This window comes from Massilia pinisoli (genome assembly GCF_024753285.1).
Lineage (GTDB): Bacteria > Pseudomonadota > Gammaproteobacteria > Burkholderiales > Burkholderiaceae_D > Telluria > Telluria pinisoli.
In genome coordinates this window covers 26357-44570 of the sequence record NZ_JANUGW010000009.1, presented here as the reverse complement: position 1 = coordinate 44570, position 18214 = coordinate 26357, and the positions used below count along the sequence as shown (strand labels likewise).

Annotated in this window: 19 protein-coding genes, 4 tRNA genes and 1 pseudogene; 9 read left to right on the top strand and 15 right to left on the bottom strand. The window is 65.8% G+C overall.

What is annotated here, in order from left to right; all coding sequences use genetic code 11:
• Positions 1–53: 53 nt before the first annotated feature.
• Complete coding sequence (locus NX784_RS14015; RefSeq protein ID WP_258817290.1) at positions 54–842, bottom strand: hypothetical protein; 789 nt, start codon at positions 840–842, stop codon at positions 54–56.
• A gap of 107 nt (positions 843–949) precedes the next feature.
• On the opposite strand from NX784_RS14015, the pseudogene NX784_RS14010 reads away from it, so the two are divergent.
• Positions 950–1495, top strand: a pseudogene (locus NX784_RS14010) (AAA family ATPase); the annotation flags it as partial.
• 10 nt (positions 1496–1505) lie between these two features.
• On the top strand, positions 1506–2489 hold the full coding sequence (gene tssA, locus NX784_RS14005; RefSeq protein ID WP_258817289.1) for a type VI secretion system protein TssA: 984 nt from the start codon (positions 1506–1508) through the stop codon (positions 2487–2489).
• Here the strand turns inward: tssA and phaP are convergent.
• Together phaP and NX784_RS13995 are read right to left on the bottom strand one after the other, a co-directional pair.
• On the bottom strand, positions 2486–3049 hold the full coding sequence (phaP, locus tag NX784_RS14000; RefSeq protein ID WP_258817288.1) for a phasin family protein: 564 nt from the start codon (positions 3047–3049) through the stop codon (positions 2486–2488). The two genes, tssA and phaP, sit on opposite strands and share 4 nt — an antisense overlap.
• A gap of 66 nt (positions 3050–3115) precedes the next feature.
• On the bottom strand, positions 3116–3319 hold the full coding sequence (locus tag NX784_RS13995; RefSeq protein ID WP_258817287.1) for a hypothetical protein: 204 nt from the start codon (positions 3317–3319) through the stop codon (positions 3116–3118).
• Between the two features lie 98 nt (positions 3320–3417).
• On the opposite strand from NX784_RS13995, the gene cueR reads away from it, so the two are divergent.
• Together cueR and NX784_RS13985 are read left to right on the top strand one after the other, a co-directional pair.
• Positions 3418–3834 (top strand): Cu(I)-responsive transcriptional regulator, encoded by a 417-nt coding sequence (cueR, locus tag NX784_RS13990; RefSeq protein ID WP_258817286.1) that lies wholly within the window; start codon positions 3418–3420, stop codon positions 3832–3834.
• A gap of 40 nt (positions 3835–3874) precedes the next feature.
• Positions 3875–4762, top strand: coding sequence for an alpha/beta hydrolase (locus NX784_RS13985; protein WP_258817285.1), 888 nt, complete (start codon positions 3875–3877; stop codon positions 4760–4762).
• Between the two features lie 81 nt (positions 4763–4843).
• Here NX784_RS13985 and NX784_RS13980 read toward each other — a convergent pair.
• The 4 genes from NX784_RS13980 to NX784_RS13965 all read right to left on the bottom strand — a co-directional run bounded on the left by NX784_RS13980 (position 4844) and on the right by NX784_RS13965 (position 5296).
• Positions 4844–4928 (bottom strand) — tRNA-Leu (locus tag NX784_RS13980).
• Between the two features lie 41 nt (positions 4929–4969).
• Positions 4970–5054 (bottom strand) — tRNA-Leu (locus NX784_RS13975).
• Positions 5055–5095: 41 nt separating this feature from the next.
• Positions 5096–5180, bottom strand: a tRNA-Leu gene (locus tag NX784_RS13970).
• A 31-nt stretch (positions 5181–5211) separates the two neighbouring features.
• A tRNA-Leu gene (locus NX784_RS13965) sits at positions 5212–5296 on the bottom strand.
• Between the two features lie 340 nt (positions 5297–5636).
• On the opposite strand from NX784_RS13965, the gene rnr reads away from it, so the two are divergent.
• From rnr to NX784_RS13940, 4 genes are all read left to right on the top strand, one after another.
• The gene (rnr, locus tag NX784_RS13960; RefSeq protein WP_258817284.1) at positions 5637–8192 is read left to right on the top strand and encodes a ribonuclease R; all 2556 of its coding nucleotides are present in this window, start codon (positions 5637–5639) and stop codon (positions 8190–8192) included.
• Between the two features lie 3 nt (positions 8193–8195).
• On the top strand, positions 8196–8942 hold the full coding sequence (gene rlmB / locus NX784_RS13955) for a 23S rRNA (guanosine(2251)-2'-O)-methyltransferase RlmB (RefSeq protein WP_258817283.1): 747 nt from the start codon (positions 8196–8198) through the stop codon (positions 8940–8942).
• A 141-nt stretch (positions 8943–9083) separates the two neighbouring features.
• Positions 9084–9821 carry a serine O-acetyltransferase gene (gene cysE / locus NX784_RS28825; protein ID WP_307735988.1) on the top strand — a complete coding sequence of 246 codons (738 nt, stop codon included), beginning with the start codon at positions 9084–9086 and terminating at the stop codon, positions 9819–9821.
• 37 nt (positions 9822–9858) lie between these two features.
• Positions 9859–10554 (top strand): YceH family protein, encoded by a 696-nt coding sequence (locus NX784_RS13940; RefSeq protein WP_258817282.1) that lies wholly within the window; start codon positions 9859–9861, stop codon positions 10552–10554.
• Here NX784_RS13940 and NX784_RS13935 read toward each other — a convergent pair.
• The 8 genes from NX784_RS13935 to NX784_RS13900 all read right to left on the bottom strand — a co-directional run bounded on the left by NX784_RS13935 (position 10514) and on the right by NX784_RS13900 (position 16549).
• Positions 10514–11290, bottom strand: coding sequence for a hypothetical protein (locus tag NX784_RS13935; RefSeq protein ID WP_258817280.1), 777 nt, complete (start codon positions 11288–11290; stop codon positions 10514–10516). The genes NX784_RS13940 and NX784_RS13935 overlap by 41 nt on opposite strands.
• A complete protein-coding gene (locus NX784_RS13930) occupies positions 11287–12069 on the bottom strand; it encodes a hypothetical protein (protein ID WP_258817279.1) in 783 nt (260 codons plus the stop codon). Before NX784_RS13930 ends, NX784_RS13935 begins: the two co-directional genes overlap by 4 nt.
• Positions 12070–12072: 3 nt before the next feature.
• Positions 12073–13077, bottom strand: coding sequence for a hypothetical protein (locus NX784_RS13925; RefSeq protein ID WP_258817278.1), 1005 nt, complete (start codon positions 13075–13077; stop codon positions 12073–12075).
• Positions 13074–13943, bottom strand: coding sequence for an ABC transporter ATP-binding protein (locus NX784_RS13920; RefSeq protein ID WP_258817277.1), 870 nt, complete (start codon positions 13941–13943; stop codon positions 13074–13076). Before NX784_RS13920 ends, NX784_RS13925 begins: the two co-directional genes overlap by 4 nt.
• Positions 13940–14305 carry a GntR family transcriptional regulator gene (locus tag NX784_RS13915; protein ID WP_258817276.1) on the bottom strand — a complete coding sequence of 122 codons (366 nt, stop codon included), beginning with the start codon at positions 14303–14305 and terminating at the stop codon, positions 13940–13942. Before NX784_RS13915 ends, NX784_RS13920 begins: the two co-directional genes overlap by 4 nt.
• 198 nt (positions 14306–14503) lie before the next feature.
• Positions 14504–15295: a UDP-2,3-diacylglucosamine diphosphatase gene (locus NX784_RS13910; protein ID WP_258817274.1), complete on the bottom strand. Its 792-nt coding sequence runs from the start codon at positions 15293–15295 to the stop codon at positions 14504–14506.
• A 60-nt stretch (positions 15296–15355) separates the two neighbouring features.
• Positions 15356–15850 carry a peptidylprolyl isomerase gene (locus NX784_RS13905; RefSeq protein ID WP_258817273.1) on the bottom strand — a complete coding sequence of 165 codons (495 nt, stop codon included), beginning with the start codon at positions 15848–15850 and terminating at the stop codon, positions 15356–15358.
• Between the two features lie 81 nt (positions 15851–15931).
• Positions 15932–16549, bottom strand: coding sequence for a peptidylprolyl isomerase (locus NX784_RS13900; protein WP_258817272.1), 618 nt, complete (start codon positions 16547–16549; stop codon positions 15932–15934).
• Positions 16550–16796: 247 nt separating this feature from the next.
• Here NX784_RS13900 and cysS point away from each other — a divergent pair, with 247 nt between their 5' ends.
• Positions 16797–18194 carry a cysteine--tRNA ligase gene (cysS, locus tag NX784_RS13895; RefSeq protein WP_258817271.1) on the top strand — a complete coding sequence of 466 codons (1398 nt, stop codon included), beginning with the start codon at positions 16797–16799 and terminating at the stop codon, positions 18192–18194.
• Positions 18195–18214: the final 20 nt, after the last annotated feature.

Sequence of the window (18214 nt, the reverse complement as noted above, 5' to 3'; positions counted from 1 at the left end):
GCCCAGTGCTTTTGGCATGCGGCGTGTCGCCGCGTGGTTTTTTTCGTGCCGTCTTATTGTCGGGATGGCATGCGTGGTCCGCAAGACCTGTCGGCGCATGGGGGCGTGATGGCGCCATCGGCGGCGGCCTCGTGAGGGGCGCCGGTGTGCTGGAGGATGGCGGAGATCAGTGCGACGTCCGTATCGATCGTGGCAGGGGGCGTCGTCTTCGCGGCTGTAGCCCGTTTCTGTCGGGGCGGCACGCCGCCCGCATGCGCCAGCACGGGTGCCTGGTTCGTTACCGTCCGAGATGCCGGTTGCGCCCGCGTCGCCGGGTGATGGACTGCGGGCGGTTGCGCGCGCGATGGCGTCATGTCGGCTGTGGAATGCGGCGGGGCGGCGGGCGGGGGCGTCGCAATCGATGGCGTCGCAATCGATGGCGGCGATGTCGGCCCGGCGAGATCGACGATGACGGCGCCGCGTATCGTGGCCGATGCGTGCGCGCCTGGTTCGGCGACCGCGCGCGCGGATGCGGGCGGCTGCGCGGACGTTTCGGCGGCCAGTGCCGCATTCACGTCGTGCTCGATCGCGAAGGCGCTGGCGCGGGCTGCCGTACCGCCACCGGGCGCGACGGTCGCGTGCACCTCGTGTGCGACGGACGCGTTCGCGCCTGCCGTGTCCTTGTGCCGCGGTGGCGTCGCATTGCGCACGAGCCAGGCCAGTGCGACGAGCAGGGAGCAGGCCAGTACGCCCGCCGTACCGTACCAGAACACGGGGCGGGCGCGGAACCGCCGGCCGCGCGCCTGGCCGTCGAGCAGCGCAAGGATATTGATGTCGCCGGTCGCCCGACGCGACGACGACATCAGGTTGGGACGTCTGGAGCCGGGTTGATTTTCATCTGTAGGGCGCACCGCTTTACTCCTAAGATTTGAGACTAATGCCTATTAGAAACAAGCCGGAGAAGCCGATGCTGATCTTCCAGTTGTTCGACAAGGGCGTGCTGGACGACGCGGAAGGGCGCCAGATCGACTTCCGCAACACGATCATCATCCTCACATCGAACGCGGCGTCGAGCCAGATCATGCAGGCCTGCCTGAACAAGGGGCCGGAAGAACGGCCCACGCCGGACGCGCTGGCGGAACTGATCCGGCCCACCCTGATGAAGCATTTCAAGCCCGCGTTCCTGGGCCGATTGACGGTGGTGCCGTTCTATCCGATCGACGACGCCGTCCTTGCCAATATCATCCGCCTCAAGCTGAACCGCATCCGCGAGCGCGTCGCGGCAAACCACCAGGCCCGCTTCGACTACGACGACGCACTGGTCGCGGCCGTGCTGGCGCGCTGCACGGAAGTCGACTCGGGCGCGCGCAACGTCGACACGATCCTGAGCGGCACCTTGCTGCCCGAGATCGCGGACGCCGTCCTTGCAAGGATGGCGGAAGGTGGCGCGATCGGACGCGTGAAGGTCGGCGCGACGAAGGCCGGCAAGATCAAGTATGCCGTCGAGCCGGCATGAGGAGGCCGCCATGCTGAACCTGGACCGGTTGCTCGCGCCCGTGAGCGCGGAGAAGCCCTGCGGCGAGGACCTCGCGTTTTCCAGCGAGATCGACGCCATTGTGCGTGCGCGCCAGGCCGACGATCCGTCGCTCGAGCAGGGCGCCTGGGTCACGGACCTGAAGGAGGCGGATTGGAAGTTCGTCGCGCGCCAGTGCGCCCAGCTGATCGAGACGCGCAGCAAGGACTTGCAGCTGGCCGTCTGGCTGGCCGAAGCGGCCGCGCGGACGGACGGCCTGCGCGCGCTGGGCGACAGCCTGCTGCTCGTCGCGATGCTGTGCGAGCGTTACTGGGACGGCCTGTATCCGCTGCCCGACGAGGACGGCGTCGAGCGCCGCATCGGCAATCTCGCGTGGCTGGCTGCGCGCATCGCGCCGTGGCTGCGCGACGTGCCGCTGACGGAGGGACCCCATGGCCACGCGCTGCGCGAGTTCGACGTCGCGCGCATGGAGGGCGGCGACGCGCTGTTGAAGCTGGAAGGGGCGCGCCAGCGTACGTCGGCGGCGTTCGCCGCGAACCTGATGCGCGACTGCGAGCATTGCGCGGCCGCGATCGACCGGCTAGAGAACAGCGTCGACCCCGTGCTGGGCGCGGACGGACCCAGTTTCAGCGCCGCGCGCTCGGGGCTGGAAAGCCTCGTCCTGTTCGTCAAACCGGCATTGAAGGAAACGGTGCCGACGCCGATGCAGGCCGTGGCCGACGTCGTGGTCGCCGCGCCGATGCATGCACCGGCGCCGGCGGGGCCGCTGCAATCGCGCGCGCAGGCGCTGGCCCAGCTGCGCGCGGTGGCCGAGTACTTTCGCCGCACGGAGCCGCACAGCCCCGTCGCCTATTTGGCCGACAAGGCCGCGCACTGGGGCGAGCAGCCGCTGCACGTGTGGCTGCGCGCGGTCGTGAAGGACGATGCGGCGTTCGCCCAGATCGAAGAGATGCTGGGCGTGGGCGCGCGCACTTAGTGCGCAGGCGGTTTCGGCATCTGCGACTGGGCGGCCTTCAGCTGCTCGGTCGCGCGCGCCACCTGTTCCTCCACGCGGCGCATGGCGTCGCGCGTGGACTGCGTCACCTGTTCGTAGCCCTTGAACGCGTTCTCGATCGCCGCCTTGATGATCTCCACGGCGTTTTCCTGGCCCGGCTTGACGTTCTGCGTGACGTCGTAGATCAGCGCGGACAAGGTGTTCTTCGCTTCGGCCAGGTGGGTGTCGGCAGCCTGCTCGAATTCCTTCTTGATGTCGCCGATGATCACCTTGAGCTGGTCGCCGTAGGCCGCGGCTTCCGTCACGCCCGGCTGCACGCGCGAGGACAGGGCGTCGATGGCGGCCTTCGGATCGGGCGCCTGGCTGAACTGGCGGCTGGCCTCCAGCGTGTTTTCCATCGATTGCTTGGCGGTCGCCAGGTTCAGCGCCACGACTTGTTCGACGCCCTGCACGGCCTTGCTGGCCAGGGCATTGAAGGTCTGCATCTGCAGGTCGAACAGCGTCTTGGTGGCGGATGCGAATTGCTCGGGATTGTTGAACATCGATTTCTCCTCGGTTAGGAAACTACGGCGGCGACCTGGGTGACTCCTTCGTGTTCCGGCTGTTAATTATTTAGTAGGCAATGGTTTTTCGCAACGGGCGTCACGATAGGGCCCGTCGGCACGCGCCCAGCCGGGGCCCAGCGGTGTCTGCGAGCACGTCATGGTGCCCGTGCTCTTGCTGCGCCAGTGGTACCAGGGCGCGGGCTCCGCGTGCAGCGCGATGGGCCCGAGCAGGGCGACGACCAATGCGGTCAGAATAAACTTCGTCATGGTTCGTCGAGCTTAACCGCTTCGTGCCCCAAGTCAAGCGGACTTGAGCTTCCCATCGTGGGAAGGTGTATGCTGAGCGCATCGACGAGGACCACACCATGGATACGACGGCACGGGAAACCAGTTTCAACATCGGCGAAGCGGCGCGGGCATCCGGCGTGACGGCCAAGATGGTGCGTCACTACGAATCGATCGGCCTGCTGCCGCCGGCGCGCCGCACGGAGGCCGGGTATCGGCAATACGGCATGGACGACGTGCGCATCCTGCAATTCATCCACCGGGGCCGCGCGCTGGGCTTTTCGCTCGACCAGATCGGCGGCCTGCTGGCCCTGTGGCGCGACAAGGACCGTGCGAGCGCCGATGTGCGCCGCCTGGCGCTCGAACACATCGACGAACTGGATCGCAAGATCGCCGAGCTGGAAGCGATGAAGCGCACGCTCGCGGCACTGGCCAGCTCGTGCCATGGCGATGAGCGCTCGGATTGCCCCATCCTGGACGACCTCGCCGCGCACTGAGTCGCTGGACCGCACGGCGGCATTGCGGTGTAATGGCGCCATGTCTTTCCGCCCATCACTGTCCACGAGCCTGATCGCGCTCGCCATCGTCGTGCTGGCGGCCGCCGTGGTCGTTTGGTTGATCGGCTCGCGGCTGATCGCCGTCGCGCCGCACGCCGTGCCGCTGCCGGGGCTAGTCGCGGAAGACGTATGGCTGCAAGCCGCCCCGGACCAGCGCGTGGCCGGCTCGTTCCTGCGCGGACGCGGCAACGGGGCCATACTGCTGCTGCACGGGATCCACGGCGACCGCCGCGACATGGTCGACCGTGCCCGGTTCCTCCATGCGCAAGGCTATGCCGTGCTGTTGATCGACTTGCCGGGCCAGGGTGCAAGCACGGCATCCGCCGTTACGTTCGGCCTGCGCGAAGCGGACGGGGTGCGGGCGGCGCTCGAGGAATTGCGGCGCCGCGCGCCGGGCCAGCGCATCGGCGTGATCGGCGTGTCGCTGGGGGCGGCGTCGCTCGTGCTGTGCCGCGACTGTCCGCCGGTGGATGCCGTCGTGCTGGAATCGATGTATCCGACGATCGTGGACGCCGTCGCGAACCGGCTGCGCATGCGGGTGGGGCCCGTGGGCGGACCGCTGTCCGCGCTCCTGCTGTGGCAGCTCCCGCTGCGGCTTGGCATCCGGCCGGATGCACTGCACCCGATCGCACACATCGCGGACCTGAAGGCGCCCGTGCTGATCGCGGCCGGCGCCGCCGACCTGCACACGACGCTGCCCGAGACGCAGCGCCTGTACGCTGCGGCCGCGGCGCCGAAAGCGTTGTGGGTCGTGGAAGGCGCCGCGCACGTGAACCTGCACGCCTACGCGCCTGCGGACTACGAACGGCGCATCGGCGCGTTCTTCGCGCAGCACCTGAATCCTGCCCCGGTCGCCGACGCGCACTGAAACGCAAAACGCCGCAATCCTTGAGCAAAGATTGCGGCGTTTTGCGCCAGTATCCTGGAGGTCATTACGACCGGTAGCATTTGGTGCCCACGGAGGGACTCGAACCCCCACACCTCGCGGCACATGGACCTGAACCATGCGCGTCTACCAATTCCGCCACGTGGGCATGCAAAACTTCAAACGTACAGTAAACAACAAGGTAGCTTTTGGTGCCCACGGAGGGACTCGAACCCCCACACCTCGCGGCACATGGACCTGAACCATGCGCGTCTACCAATTCCGCCACGTGGGCATGCAAAACTTCAAACGTACAGCAAACAACAAGGTAGCTTTTGGTGCCCACGGAGGGACTCGAACCCCCACACCTCGCGGCACATGGACCTGAACCATGCGCGTCTACCAATTCCGCCACGTGGGCTATCAAATGAACCTGTACAATGCTCGCCAGCTGGTGCCCACGGAGGGACTCGAACCCCCACACCTCGCGGCACATGGACCTGAACCATGCGCGTCTACCAATTCCGCCACGTGGGCATTGGACCGCTTTGCTTGCATTGCTCGACGTTACCGCCGAATTCCGCTACGATATCAGGCTTTGCTGTTTTGCGCTAGACCAACTTCCGTTCGTCCCAGCGCGCATCGCCTGCGCAGCGCCTTCGTTTTTGGCTGTGCCGTTTCCGAAGAGACCGAGAGTATAGCGGATGGCCGGCAAATGTCAAAGGCCTCCGAGCGGGACACTCGCGGCACGCTTCGCTGTCGAAGTTAGGCGAATCCCACCGTCCTCCGTTACACTACGCCTGCCCATGTGTCAATGTAACGAGATCCGCGCCGTCAGACAGAGGGCGGCGCCACCACTGAGAAGAAGAATACGAATTTGAAGCACCCAACTCATACCATCCCAAGCCGCGAGGAAATCCTCGGCGTGTTTCGCGAAGCCCGCGGTCCGCTCGACAGCGGCGCCCTGGCCCGAGCCCTGCAAGTCAATCCGGAAGCGGAAGGCGTGCTGACGCGCCGCTTGAATGCGATGGAGCGCGACGGCCAGCTGCGCGCCAATCCGGCGGGCGAGTACGCGCTCACGGACCATTCCAGTTTCATTTCCGGCCGCATCAGCGCGCACCGCGACGGCTTCGGCTTCGTCATCCCGGACGAGGGCGGCGAAGACCTGTTCCTGCCCGATAAGGAAATGCAGAAGGTCCTGCACGGCGACCGCGTGCTCGCGCGCGTCGTCGGCACCGACCGCCGCGGCCGCGCCGAAGGCACGATCGTCGAAGTCACCGACCGCGCGAACACTCACGTCATCGGCCGCCTGCTGAACGAGAACGGGGTATGGGTCGTCGCGCCGGAAGACAAGCGCATCGGCCAGGACATCCTCGTGTCGGGCTCGCCGGGCAAGGCGAAGGCCGGCCAGGTGGTCAGCGTGGAACTCGTCGAACAGCCGTCGCGCTTCCGCCAGCCCACGGGCAAGATCGTCGAAGTGCTGGGCGAACTGGATGACCCCGGCATGGAGATCGAGATCGCCGTGCGCAAGTTCGGCGTGCCGCACATCTTCTCGCCGGCCGCCATCAAGCAGGCCAATAAACTGCCGAACGAGGTGCGCGACGCCGACCTCGCCGACCGCGTCGACCTGCGCGACGTCCCGCTCGTCACGATCGACGGCGAGGATGCGCGCGACTTCGACGACGCCGTCTACTGCGAACCCGTCAAGATCGGCCGCACGAAGGGCTACCGCCTGCTCGTCGCGATCGCCGACGTCAGCCATTACGTGAAGCCGAACGATGCGCTCGACGGTGATGCGATCGAGCGTTCGACGTCCGTGTACTTCCCGCGCCGCGTGATCCCGATGCTGCCGGAGAAGCTGTCGAACGGCCTGTGCTCGCTGAACCCGGCCGTCGACCGCCTCACGCTCGTGTGCGACATGGTCGTGACGACCGACGGCGAAGTGACGGCCTACCAGTTCTACCCGGCCGTGATGCACTCGGCGGCGCGCCTCACGTACAACGAGGTCGCGGCCATCCTCGGCAACACGAGCGGGCCGGAAGCGGGGCGCCGTCCCGGCATCGTGCCGCATCTGCTGAACCTGAACGAAGTGTTCCGCGCGCTGCTGAAGGCGCGCCAGGAGCGCGGTGCGATCGATTTCGAGACGACGGAAACGTATATCGTCTGCAATGCGATGGGCAAGATCGAGAAGATCCTGCCGCGCACCCGCAACGACGCGCACCGCCTGATCGAGGAATGCATGCTGGCCGCGAACGTCTGTGCCGCCGACTTCCTGATCCGCCACGACCAGCCGAGCACCTTCCGCATCCACGCCGTGCCGACCGAGGAAAAGCTGAACCAGCTGCGTACCTTCCTGAAGCAGGTGGGCCTGAACTTGGGCGGCGGCACGACGCCGCAGGCGCGCGACTATGCCGAACTGATGCTGCGCATCAAGGAACGCCCGGACGCCACCTTGCTGCAGACGATGCTGCTGCGCTCGATGCAACAGGCCGTCTACAGCCCGGACAACGTCGGCCACTTCGGCCTCGCGTACGAGGCGTATGCGCACTTCACGAGCCCGATCCGCCGCTATCCCGACCTGCTCACGCACCGCGCCATCAAGGCCGTGCTGAAGGGCAAGAAGTACGAACCGACGGGCGTCGACCTTTCCAAGCTCAACACGACTGTGTCGAACGCCGTGCGCAAGCAGGCGGCGAAAGACAAGGCGCAAGGCAAGCAGAAGAACCCGAAGGACTTGACGATCTGGGACGCGCTCGGCGTCCACTGCTCGGCGAACGAACGCCGTGCCGACGAGGCGTCGCGCGACGTCGAGAACTGGCTCAAGTGCTACTACATGAAGGATCGCCTCGGCGATGAATTCACGGGCGTGATCTCGGGCGTGACGCCGTTCGGCATCTTCGTCCAGCTCGACCAGTTGTTCGTCGAAGGCCTCGTGCACGTCACGGGCCTGGGCACCGACTACTTCCAGTACGACGAGGCCCGCCACGAGCTGCGCGGCGAGCGTACGGGGCAGGTGTACCAGCTGACGGGCCGCGTCACGGTGCAGGTGGCCCGCGTCGACCTGGAATCGCGCAAGATCGACCTCGTGCTGGCCCAGCCGAAGGCGGACGCGAGCGTGCCGGCACCACTGGAACGCGCCCGCGCCGCCGCGCTGGACGCGCGCGAGCCGAAGCCGCCGCGCCGCCGCAAAGCCAGGAACGGCGGCGTGCCCGTGTCGCAGCAGGAAGCGCACGTGACGCCGGCCGAGCCGGCCGCCGCCGCGCTCAGCGCCAGCGACGAGAGCGACGACGACGTCGTGTTCGTGCCGCCCACGCGCGGCCGCCGCAGCCCGCGCAATACCGCATCCGCAGCAAACCCGACCGCGGCCAAAAAGACCGCGGCGAAGAAAAGCGCTTCCACCAAGAGCGCGTCCAAAACAAGGAAGAAGAAGTAACGCATGAAAAATAAAATGATTTTTGGCTTCCACGCCGTCACCTCGCGCTTGCGTCACGAGGCCGCCAGCGTGGAAGAGATCTTCGTCGACGCCGGCCGCCAGGACCGCCGCATGCAGGACCTGATCGCGAACGCGAAATCGGCCGGCGTGCGCGTGATGCCGGTCGATGCCGAGCGCCTCGACAAGATCGTCGGCACCCGCCGCCACCAGGGCGTGATCGCGTTCGCCAGCCAGCTGTCGCTGGCGCGTAACCTGGACGAGCTGCTGGATGCCGTGGAAGGCCCGCCGTTGCTGCTGATCCTGGACGGCATCACCGACCCGCACAACCTGGGTGCCTGCCTGCGCGTGGCCGACGGCGTCGGCGCGCACGCCGTCATCGCCCCGAAGGACCGCTCCGTCGGCCTGAACGCGACGGCGGCCAAGGTGGCGAGCGGCGCCGCCGAGACCGTGCCCTACATCACCGTGACGAACCTCGCGCGCACGATGCGCGACCTGAAGGAGCGCGGGATCTGGCTGATCGGTACGTCCGACGATGCGGACAAGGGTTTGTACGAAGGCGATTTCACGGGCCCGACGGCGCTCGTGATGGGTTCGGAAGGCGAGGGCATGCGCCGGCTGACCCGCGAGACGTGCGACCTGCTCGTCTCCATTCCCATGTTCGGCTCCGTCGAGAGCCTGAACGTCTCCGTCGCGTCGGGCGTCTGCCTGTACGAGGCGCGCCGGCAGCGCCTGGTGCGCGAGCCGCAATAACCGTCGGCGTCACGCATACGTAATGGTGGGCACGGGGTGCCCACCAAGCGCCAGCGGAACACCATCCCAAATTCGTTTCCCTCATAAGCAAGTACGGCGCGGATAGGCTACCATGCTGTTTCATTGCCTATGTCCACGACTATGTTTTCCAACCTGCGCGAAGATATCCGGAGCATCATTGAACGCGACCCTGCGGCCCGCAACGCATGGGAAGTGCTCACCTGTTACCCGGGCCTGCATGCCGTCGTGATGCATCGCTGGGCGCATGCTTGCTGGCGCGCGAACTTGCGCTGGCTCGGCAGGTTCATCTCGTATTTTGCGCGCGTGCTCACCGGCATCGAAATTCACCCGGGCGCGACGATCGGCCGGCGCGTGTTCATCGACCACGGCTTCGGTGTCGTGATCGGCGAGACGGCCGTCGTCGGCGACGATTGCACGATCTACCAGGGCGTCACCCTGGGCGGCACGACGCTCGTCGCGGGCACGAAGCGCCATCCCACGCTCGAGCGCGGCGTGATCGTCGGCGCGGGCGCGCAGGTGCTCGGCGCGTTCACCGTCGGCGAATATGCGAAGGTCGGCTCGAACGCCGTCGTCGTGAAGCCGGTGCCCGCGGGCGCGACCGCCGTCGGCAACCCGGCCCACATCGTGCGCAAGGAAGACCAGACGCGCAGCGCCCAGATGTTCGCCGCGTACGGCGTCACGCCGAACGGCGACGATCCTCTGTCGAAGGCACTGCGCAACCTGATCAACCACGTGGCCCAGCAGGACGAGCAGATCGAACGCATGTGCGCGACGATGAAGGCGGCCGGCATCCGCTGCCATACGCCGGACGAGAGTGATAAACTCGACCAGGCGCAACTGAACCGGCTCGTCGATTGAAGCGGCCGGCGGGCGCCGAACGAACAAAGGACCACCGATGCAAGACGATATCCCGGGCAGCTTCGACCCGGCCTCCGACCTCGACCCCCAGGAAATCCGCGTCCTCGGCGTGCTCGCCGAAAAAGAGGCGCTCACACCCGACAATTATCCGATGTCGCTGAATGCGGTGATGAACGGCTGCAACCAGCTGTCCAGCCGCGATCCCGTGATGCAGATGTCCGAGGACGTCGTCCACGACACCTTGCAGCGCCTCATGCAGCGTAAGCTCGTGAACGGGATCGCGCAGGCCGGTGCGCGCGTCATCAAATACGAGCACCGCATGCGCATCAAGTGGACGCTCGAGCAGGACAAGGTGGCCGTGCTGGCCGTGCTCATGCTGCGCGGCCTGCAGACGGCGGGCGAGATCCGCAACCGCACGGGCCGCCTGCACGACTTCAAGTCGGTGGCCGAAGCCGAAAGCGCGCTGCAATTCCTGATCGACAAATATCCGCCGCTCGTCGCGCGGCTCGAGCGCGCGCCCGGCACGAAGGAGCCCCGCTACGGACAGTTGCTGGGCGGCCCGATCGACGTGGCATCGCTCGACGCGGGCGGCGGCGCTGCCGGAGCCGGCGGCTCGACGGGCGGCTCCGCCGGCGCCCGTATCGCCCAGCTGGAGCAGGAAGTGGCGGCACTGCGCGGCGAAGTCGACGAACTCAAGGCGCAGTTCGCGGCGTTCCGTCAGCAGTTCGAGTAGCGTTCTCGGGCGCGCCGTCGTCGAATTGCACGACGGCGTCGTCAGGCCAGCTGGTGTCGCCGATCGGCACCAGCGCATTCCATCCATGGACGTCCAGCGTGCGCGACCGGTCACCGGCGCGCAACCTCGCCCGCGCGCCCGGCCGCGGGGCCAACGTACCGTAATTGAAATCCTTCTTCGCGCACCAGTCCGACGTCAGCATCAGCGTGTTCACGGCAGCCTTCGCCAGGAACGGCATCTGTTCCTTCACGATAGCGATCGTCACCCTGCATTCGAGGCGCAAGTCGCCCATCCGGCGGACGTTGTCGGGCAGCCCGGCCGTGCGAACCTCCGGATGGCCCGTGTACTTGCCGCTCTTGCGGTTCAGGATGAACGTGGCGTCGGCGTCCCGGGCCGCCTCGCTGCGCTGCACGGTGAGCAGGCCTGCGGCGTCGATCGGTACCGTTTGCTGGAACGACCCGTCGTCGCTCGCAAGCCGCAGTTGCAGGCCGTCGTCCGCCGTCACCGGGCTGCCGTCCGCGTGACGCATGCGGAAGCGTAACGTGGCGTTCGGCGCCAGCGCGCGCTTGGCGTCGAACGCATCGAGACCGGCAGCGACGCTGCGGTAGGAACGCATCTCCGGATCCGCGATACCGGTGACGTGCACCGATTGCACGGGCTCGTCGGCATGCGCGGCCGGCAGGGCGCATGCCAGCAGCAGCGCGCACAGCGACAGGCTGGGGCGGATTTGTTTCAAGGTGCGGCTCCTTCCGGTGTGGTAGCAGGTTCGGGCGCTGCGAATACGAGGTCGACGATCGCGTCGTTGCTCCAGCTGGCATCGGAAAGCGGCAGGTCGAACTCGCGTCCCTTCACGCGCAGCGGCAACGAGCGTTCTCCTTCGCGCAACACGGCCGATGCGAGCGGCGTCTCCACGTTCACGGACCAGGTGCGGTCGCCATCCTTGAAGAAGCTGCACCAGTCGCCCGTCAGGAACACGGTGTTCGCCAGGGCGACGACCCAGAACGGCGCCTCCTTCTTCGCGATGGTGATGAAGACCTTGCATTCGAGCCGTAGGTCGCCCAGGCGGCGCTGATTGTCGGCCAGGCCCGGCGTGCGCACGTACGGCCACACCCTGACCTCGCTGCGCTTTCGACTCAGTACGAGCTCCGCGTTCGTGTCCCACGCCTGCTGGCTGCGCGGGACGTCGAACAAGGCGTCGGTGCCGACGGGCAGCGCCAGCGTGAAGTCGTCGCCGGCGAGCCTGACCGTCGGGATATCGCCCGCCAGCACGGCGCCGCCGCGGGTGCGGACGGCAAACCGCAGGTGCGGCACGGCCGGCGCCAGCGCGTGCTGGTCGTCGAACGTGTCCAGACCGGCCGCGATGGCGCGGTACGAATGCATCGCCGGGTTCTTGATGGCATTCACGTGCACGACGCCTTCGCGGTTGGCGCCCGGCGCGACGTCGTCCTGGGCGTGGGCCGCAGCGGCTGCGAACAGGACGAGCCCGAGGAGCCGGCTTGCGCGGAGCGGGCGCATCGCTCAGCCTTCGTCGCGCCAGCGGCGCATGCGCACTGCGGCGACCAGCATGGCCACGCCCAGCACCACGCCGATCCAGGCATCGATGCCGGCCAGCGACAAGTAGGACTGGGACACCACCCCGGTCATGTCGACGCCGTTCCCGCTGACGGGCATGCCAGCCAGCAGGTGTGGCTGGAACGTGAACCAGATGCCGGGCACGATGCCGCCCAGGAAGCGGGCAACGACGTCGCCGGCATAATGCGACAGCAGCAGCGTCTGGCCGGAAAAGTTCTCGAGCGCGGCATTGATCCACTTGATGACAATGAGTGCGACGACGGGTATGCCCACGGCCCACATGACCGGCTTCGATTTCGCCCAGCTCGACACGAGCATCAGCCAGCCCACGGTCGGCAGCGCCCACACGACGTACACAGGCAGCAGGGCGATGAGGCGCAGCGGCGACAGATACAGGCCGGACGACGCCAGCAGCGACGGAAACAGGTTCAGCCCCTGCGTGCTGATCGCCAGGCCGGTGATGACGAGCAGGGCCAGCGAGACGATGATGGCCAGCACGAGCGTGATGGCGGGCGCGACGACCATCGCCATGACGGCCTTCGACAACACCGTCACCGGATCGGACACGGGCAGCGATTTCCAGAACAGGATGCTGCGGTCGCGGCGCTCGTCGTACAGCGCGCCCAGGCAGTAGAAGAACACGACGCCGGTCAGGATGGCGAACAGCGGCAAGCCCGCGCCCAGGTACATCCCGGTGGCGATCTTTGCCACCATCAGCTTCGTTTCCTCGGGCAGGATCTGGTCCAGCCGGGCATGGTGCAGCGCCTGCCCATTGATCGTCACGTGCGCGGGAATGCCGTGCTGCATGATGCCGTAGGTGATCGTGCCGCCCATCAGCACGACGAGCACCGCGCCGACGATCAGCGGCGCCCAGAACATCGAGCCCTTGTGCTCCCAGAACTCGCGCCGCAGCAGCCACTGCATGGTGTCTGCGTAGTGATTGGTTTTCATGCGTAGGTTCCTTTCATGGTCGCGACGAACAGGTCCGCGACGCTCGGATTGCGGGTCTCGCCGAGGGCGGCCAGCTGCTGGCGCGACGCGCCGCCGGGGCCCGCGTCGAACAACAGCACGGCCTTGCCGAAGACGGTGCGGCGGTCGATCGGTTGCAGCGCGTTGGCGGCGCTCAGTTTTTCCTGCGGCACCATGACTTCGATATAGCGCTCGCCGATCTCTTCCATCGACGCGGCCAGCACGATGCGGCCGTCACGGATGAACATCAGGTCCGTCAGGATGTGCTCGACTTCCTCGACCTGGTGCGTCGTGATGACGATCGTCTTGTGTTCGTCAAAATAGTCTTCGAGAAGGTTCTGGTAGAACTGCTTGCGGTAGATGATGTCCAGGCCGAGGGTGGGCTCGTCCAGCACGAGCAGCTTCGCGTCGATGGCCATCACGAGCGCCAGGTGAAGCTGCACGATCATGCCCTTCGACATTTCCTTGACCTTCATCGATGGCTGCAGCTTCGTGTCCGCGATATAGCGTTCGGCCTTTTCGCGATTGAAGCGCGGGTGCACGCCGGCCACGAAGTCGATGGCGTCGCGCACGCGCAGCCAGCGGGGCAGGATGGCGACGTCGGCGATGAAGCAGACGTCCTGCATCAATTCGTCGCGGTGCGTGCGCGGGTCGAGGCCCAGCACGGACAACTGGCCTTCGAACGGAATCAGGCCCAGCGCGGCCTTCAATGTCGTCGTCTTGCCCGAGCCGTTCGGGCCGATCAGGCCGACGATGCGGCCGGCGGGGATGGTGAAGTCGATACCGTCGACGGCCGTGCGCTTGCCGTAGCGTTTCGTCAGGCTTTTCGCTTCGATGACGGCGCTCATTTTTCACCTCCGACCGGTTCGCGCAGCAAGTGCTCGACGTTCAAGCCGAGGCGGCGGATCCGTTCCAGCATCGCCGGCCATTCCTCGCTCAGGAAGCGTTCCCTTTCGCTGGCGAGCAATTTCTCGCTCGCGCCTTCCGTGACATACATACCGATCCCCCTTCGTTTTTCCACTAAGTTGTCGTCGACCAGTTCCTGGTAAGCCTTCGAGACCGTGATCGGATTCAGCTGGTATTCCGCTGCGATCTGGCGCACGGAGGGGAGCGGGTCCCCGGCCTTCAGCGCGCCGTCGAGCATCATGCCGATCACCCGGTCCTTCAGCTGCCGATAGATGGGTGAGTTGTCATTCCAGCCGATCGTCATTGCCGGCCCCCTTTCGTCGTAGTGCAGTCCATGTCATGCCTGCCTCCGTGTTGGTGATGTGATGTTGTGGTGTTGTAGTGAAGTATAACACTAAGTCGGCGCGAGTCAATACGGAAGATGCCAGGGCGACCTAACAGGATTGACAGGGTGTGGTCAGCGTCCGGAACGTGAGCCCGGCCGCGAAGTCAAACGACCAGCTCAGGCCAGTTCGTGGCCGGCGAGGTCGACACGCAGGATGCGTCCGTCTTCGTCGACGGCGATCCAGCCGCCCCGGACGGGTTCTTCGTCGAGTTCCCAGTCGGGCAGCACGTAGCGCCGCATGTGGCCGGCCTCGTGCAGGGCAGGGCGGTGCGTGTGCCCGTGGATGATGACGTCGGTGCCGGTGTCCGCATGCAGCGCGGCGACGGCGGCCGGGTTGACGTCCATGATGTCGTACGATTTTTCCGCGTGCGCCGCGCGGCTGCCTTCGCGCAGCCCGGCGATGATTGCCTTGCGCTGCGCGAGCGGCATGGCGAGGAACTGCTGTTGCCACGCGGGGTCGCGCACCTGCGCGCGGAAGGCCATGTATTTGGTGTCGTCCGTGCACTGGGCGTCGCCATGGACGAGCACGACCCGGCGCCGTGCACCGTCGCGGCCGCTGAACGTCGCGACGTGCGGTTCCGGCAGCAGGATGAGGCCGGCCGCCTCGGCGAAGCGGGTACCGACGAGGAAGTCGCGGTTGCCGCCGAGCCAATAGACGGCCGTGCCGCCATCGCTCACGCGGCGCAACGCGTCGACGACGGTGCGGTTGAACGGGTCGTCGACGTCGTCGTCGCCGGCCCAGTATTCGAAGATGTCGCCGAGCAGATAGAGTCGCTCGGCATGCGCCGCGCGTTCGGCCAGGAAGCGGAAGAACGCCTCGGCCGTACGCGGGTGGGACGCCTGCAGGTGCAGGTCGGAAATGAAGAGCGCGAGCAAGCGCGCGGGAGAAGCCATCGCTGGTGAGGTCATCGTGTTGCCAGGACGACCGCCGGGCGAACGTCCCGCGCGTCATGCCTGCCTGTTCGGGAATTACTGGACGACTTCGACTTTTTCGATGATCACGTCGTCGCTCGGCACGTCCGAGTGCATGCCGGCGCGGCTCGTCTTGACGGTATTGATCTGGTCGACGATGTCCTGGCCTTCGACGACCTTGCCGAACACGGCATAGCCCCAGCCGTCCTGGCCCGGGTAGTTCAGGAAGTCGTTGTTCTTCGTGTTGATGAAGAACTGGGCCGAAGCGGAGTGCGGGTCCATCGTGCGGGCCATTGCGATCGTGTACTTGTCGTTCTTGAGGCCGTTCTTGGCCTCGTTCTCGACCTTCTGCTCGGCGTCTTTTTGCTTCATGCCCGGCTCGAAACCGCCGCCCTGGATCATGAAGTCCTTGATCACACGGTGGAAGATGGTGTTCGCGTAGTGACCCTTGTTCACGTAGTCCAGGAAGTTGGCAACGGTCTTCGGTGCCTTGTCGGCGTCCAGTTCGACCTTGATGTTGCCCTTGTTGGTGGTCATGAGTACGGTGGTCATGTTTGTGTCCTGTGATGGTTGGTGATGCCGCGGCTCCCGGCGCAAAGCGACGCAGGTTGCCGGGCCAGAATTGCGAGTTCGCTATTTTACTAGCTTATCGCCCTTGAGGATGGTCGCGGACTGGATCACGACGGGCGTCACGGGCACGTTCTCGAGCCCGTGGATGTCGTCGACGACGACGCCCTTGATCTTATCGACGACATCCTGGCCTTTCACGACCTTGCCGAATACGGTATAGCCGGAGCCTTGCATGTTCGGATAGTCGAGGCCTGGGTTGTCGACGACGTTGATGAAGAATTGCGAGGTGGCCGAGTCCGGATTCGATTCGCGCGCCATGGCGACGGAATACTTGTCGTTCGACAGGCCGTTGTTCGACTCGTTCTTGATCGGCTTGTTCGTGCGGCGTCCGTGGAACTGGGCGTCCATGCCGCCGCCCTGGATCATGAAGCCGTCGATCACGCGGTGGAAGATCGTGCCCTTGTAGAAGCCGGACTTCACGTACTTGAGGAAGTTGTCCACGGCGATCGGCGCTTTGTCGTGGTTGAGTTCCAGCACGATCTCGCCCATCGACGTTTTCAGCGAGACTTGCGGTTCGGCGGCAAACGCGGCGGCGGACAGTGCCAGCGCGGCCAGGCCGGCGGCACACCGGACGGCAAACCGGGTGGCGAGCGGGGCGCCGGGCGATTTCAGGACGTGCATCGTAGCTTCCTCTCGGTGGATATAGCGCAAAGTGATGTCAAGGGTTTTGCAGAAAAATAAACCTATTGCATATGCGGCCAGTCGGGTTTTTATCAATGCTATACTTTGCGACGGACTGCCGATTCTATCAAAAAGAACAAGGTTTCCCGAAATCGCGGTCCTGACACTCCGACGCGTCCGCCCCGTCGCGGCATCGCCGCAAGGCTGCGCTTCGAGCGTCATGCTCCAACCCTCTAGCAAACATCCGATGAGCCAACTCAAGATCTACAACACGCTCGCGCGTGACAAGCAGGTATTCGTTCCCCTTCAACCCGGCAAGGTCAACATGTATGTGTGCGGGATGACGGTGTACGACTACTGCCACGTTGGTCACGGCCGGATGATGATGGCGTTCGACGTCATCTACCGCTGGCTCAAGGCGTCGGGCTATGACGTCAAATATGTCCGCAACATCACGGACATCGACGACAAGATCATCAAGCGCGCCGTCGAGAATGGCGAAACCATGACGGCGCTCACGACCCGCTTCATCAAGGCGATGGATGAGGACACGGCCGCGCTGGGCATCCTCCCGCCGGACGTCGCGCCGCGCGCGACGGACTACGTGCCGCAGATGCTGTCCATCATCGACAAGCTGGAAACGAAGGAACTCGCGTACCAGGGCGCCGATGGCGACGTGAACTATGCCGTGCGTAACTTCCCCGGCTACGGCAAGCTGTCCGGCAAGTCGCTGGACGATTTGCGTGCCGGCGAGCGCGTGGACGTCAACACGGGCAAGCGCGATCCGCTCGATTTCGTGCTGTGGAAAGCGGGGAAGGAAGCCGAGCCCGACGAAGCGAAATGGGACTCGAAATGGGGTAAAGGCCGTCCCGGCTGGCACATCGAGTGCTCCGCGATGTCGTGCGCCGTGCTGGGCGAACACTTCGACATCCACGGCGGCGGCGCCGACCTGCAATTCCCGCATCACGAGAACGAGATCGCGCAGTCGGAAGGCGCGTTCGGCGCGCCGATGGCCAATTACTGGATCCATAACGGCTTCGTGCGCGTCGACAACGAGAAGATGTCCAAGTCGCTGGGCAATTTCTTCACGATCCGCGACGTGCTGAAGCAATACGATGCCGAAGTCATCCGCTTCTTCATCCTGCGCGCCCACTACCGCAGCCCGCTGAATTATTCGGACGTGCACATCGACGACGCGAAGGGCGCGCTGACGCGCCTGTACACGGCGCTGGCCGAGGTGGACGTTGGCAGCGACCCGGTCGCCGTCGACTGGGACGAGGCGCATGCGCAGCGTTTCCGCGAAGCGATGGACGACGATTTCAATACGCCGCTCGCGGTGGCCGAACTGTTCGACCTGGCGTCGGAGGTCAACCGCAGCAAGTCGGTCGCGGCCGCGCGCCAGCTGAAGGCGCTGGCCGGCGTGCTGGGCCTGCTGGAGCGGAACCCGCAAGCCTTCCTGCAAGCCGGCAGCCCGGGCACGGGCGGCCTGGACGAAGCGGCGATCCTTGACGCCATCGCACGCCGCGCCGCGGCCAAGAAGGCGCGCAATTTCGCCGACGCCGACGCGATCCGTGCGGAGCTGACGGCGGCCGGCGTCGTGCTCGAAGACAAGCCGGACGGCAGCACCAACTGGCGCCGCGCCTGACGCCAGCGCGCCCGGACCCA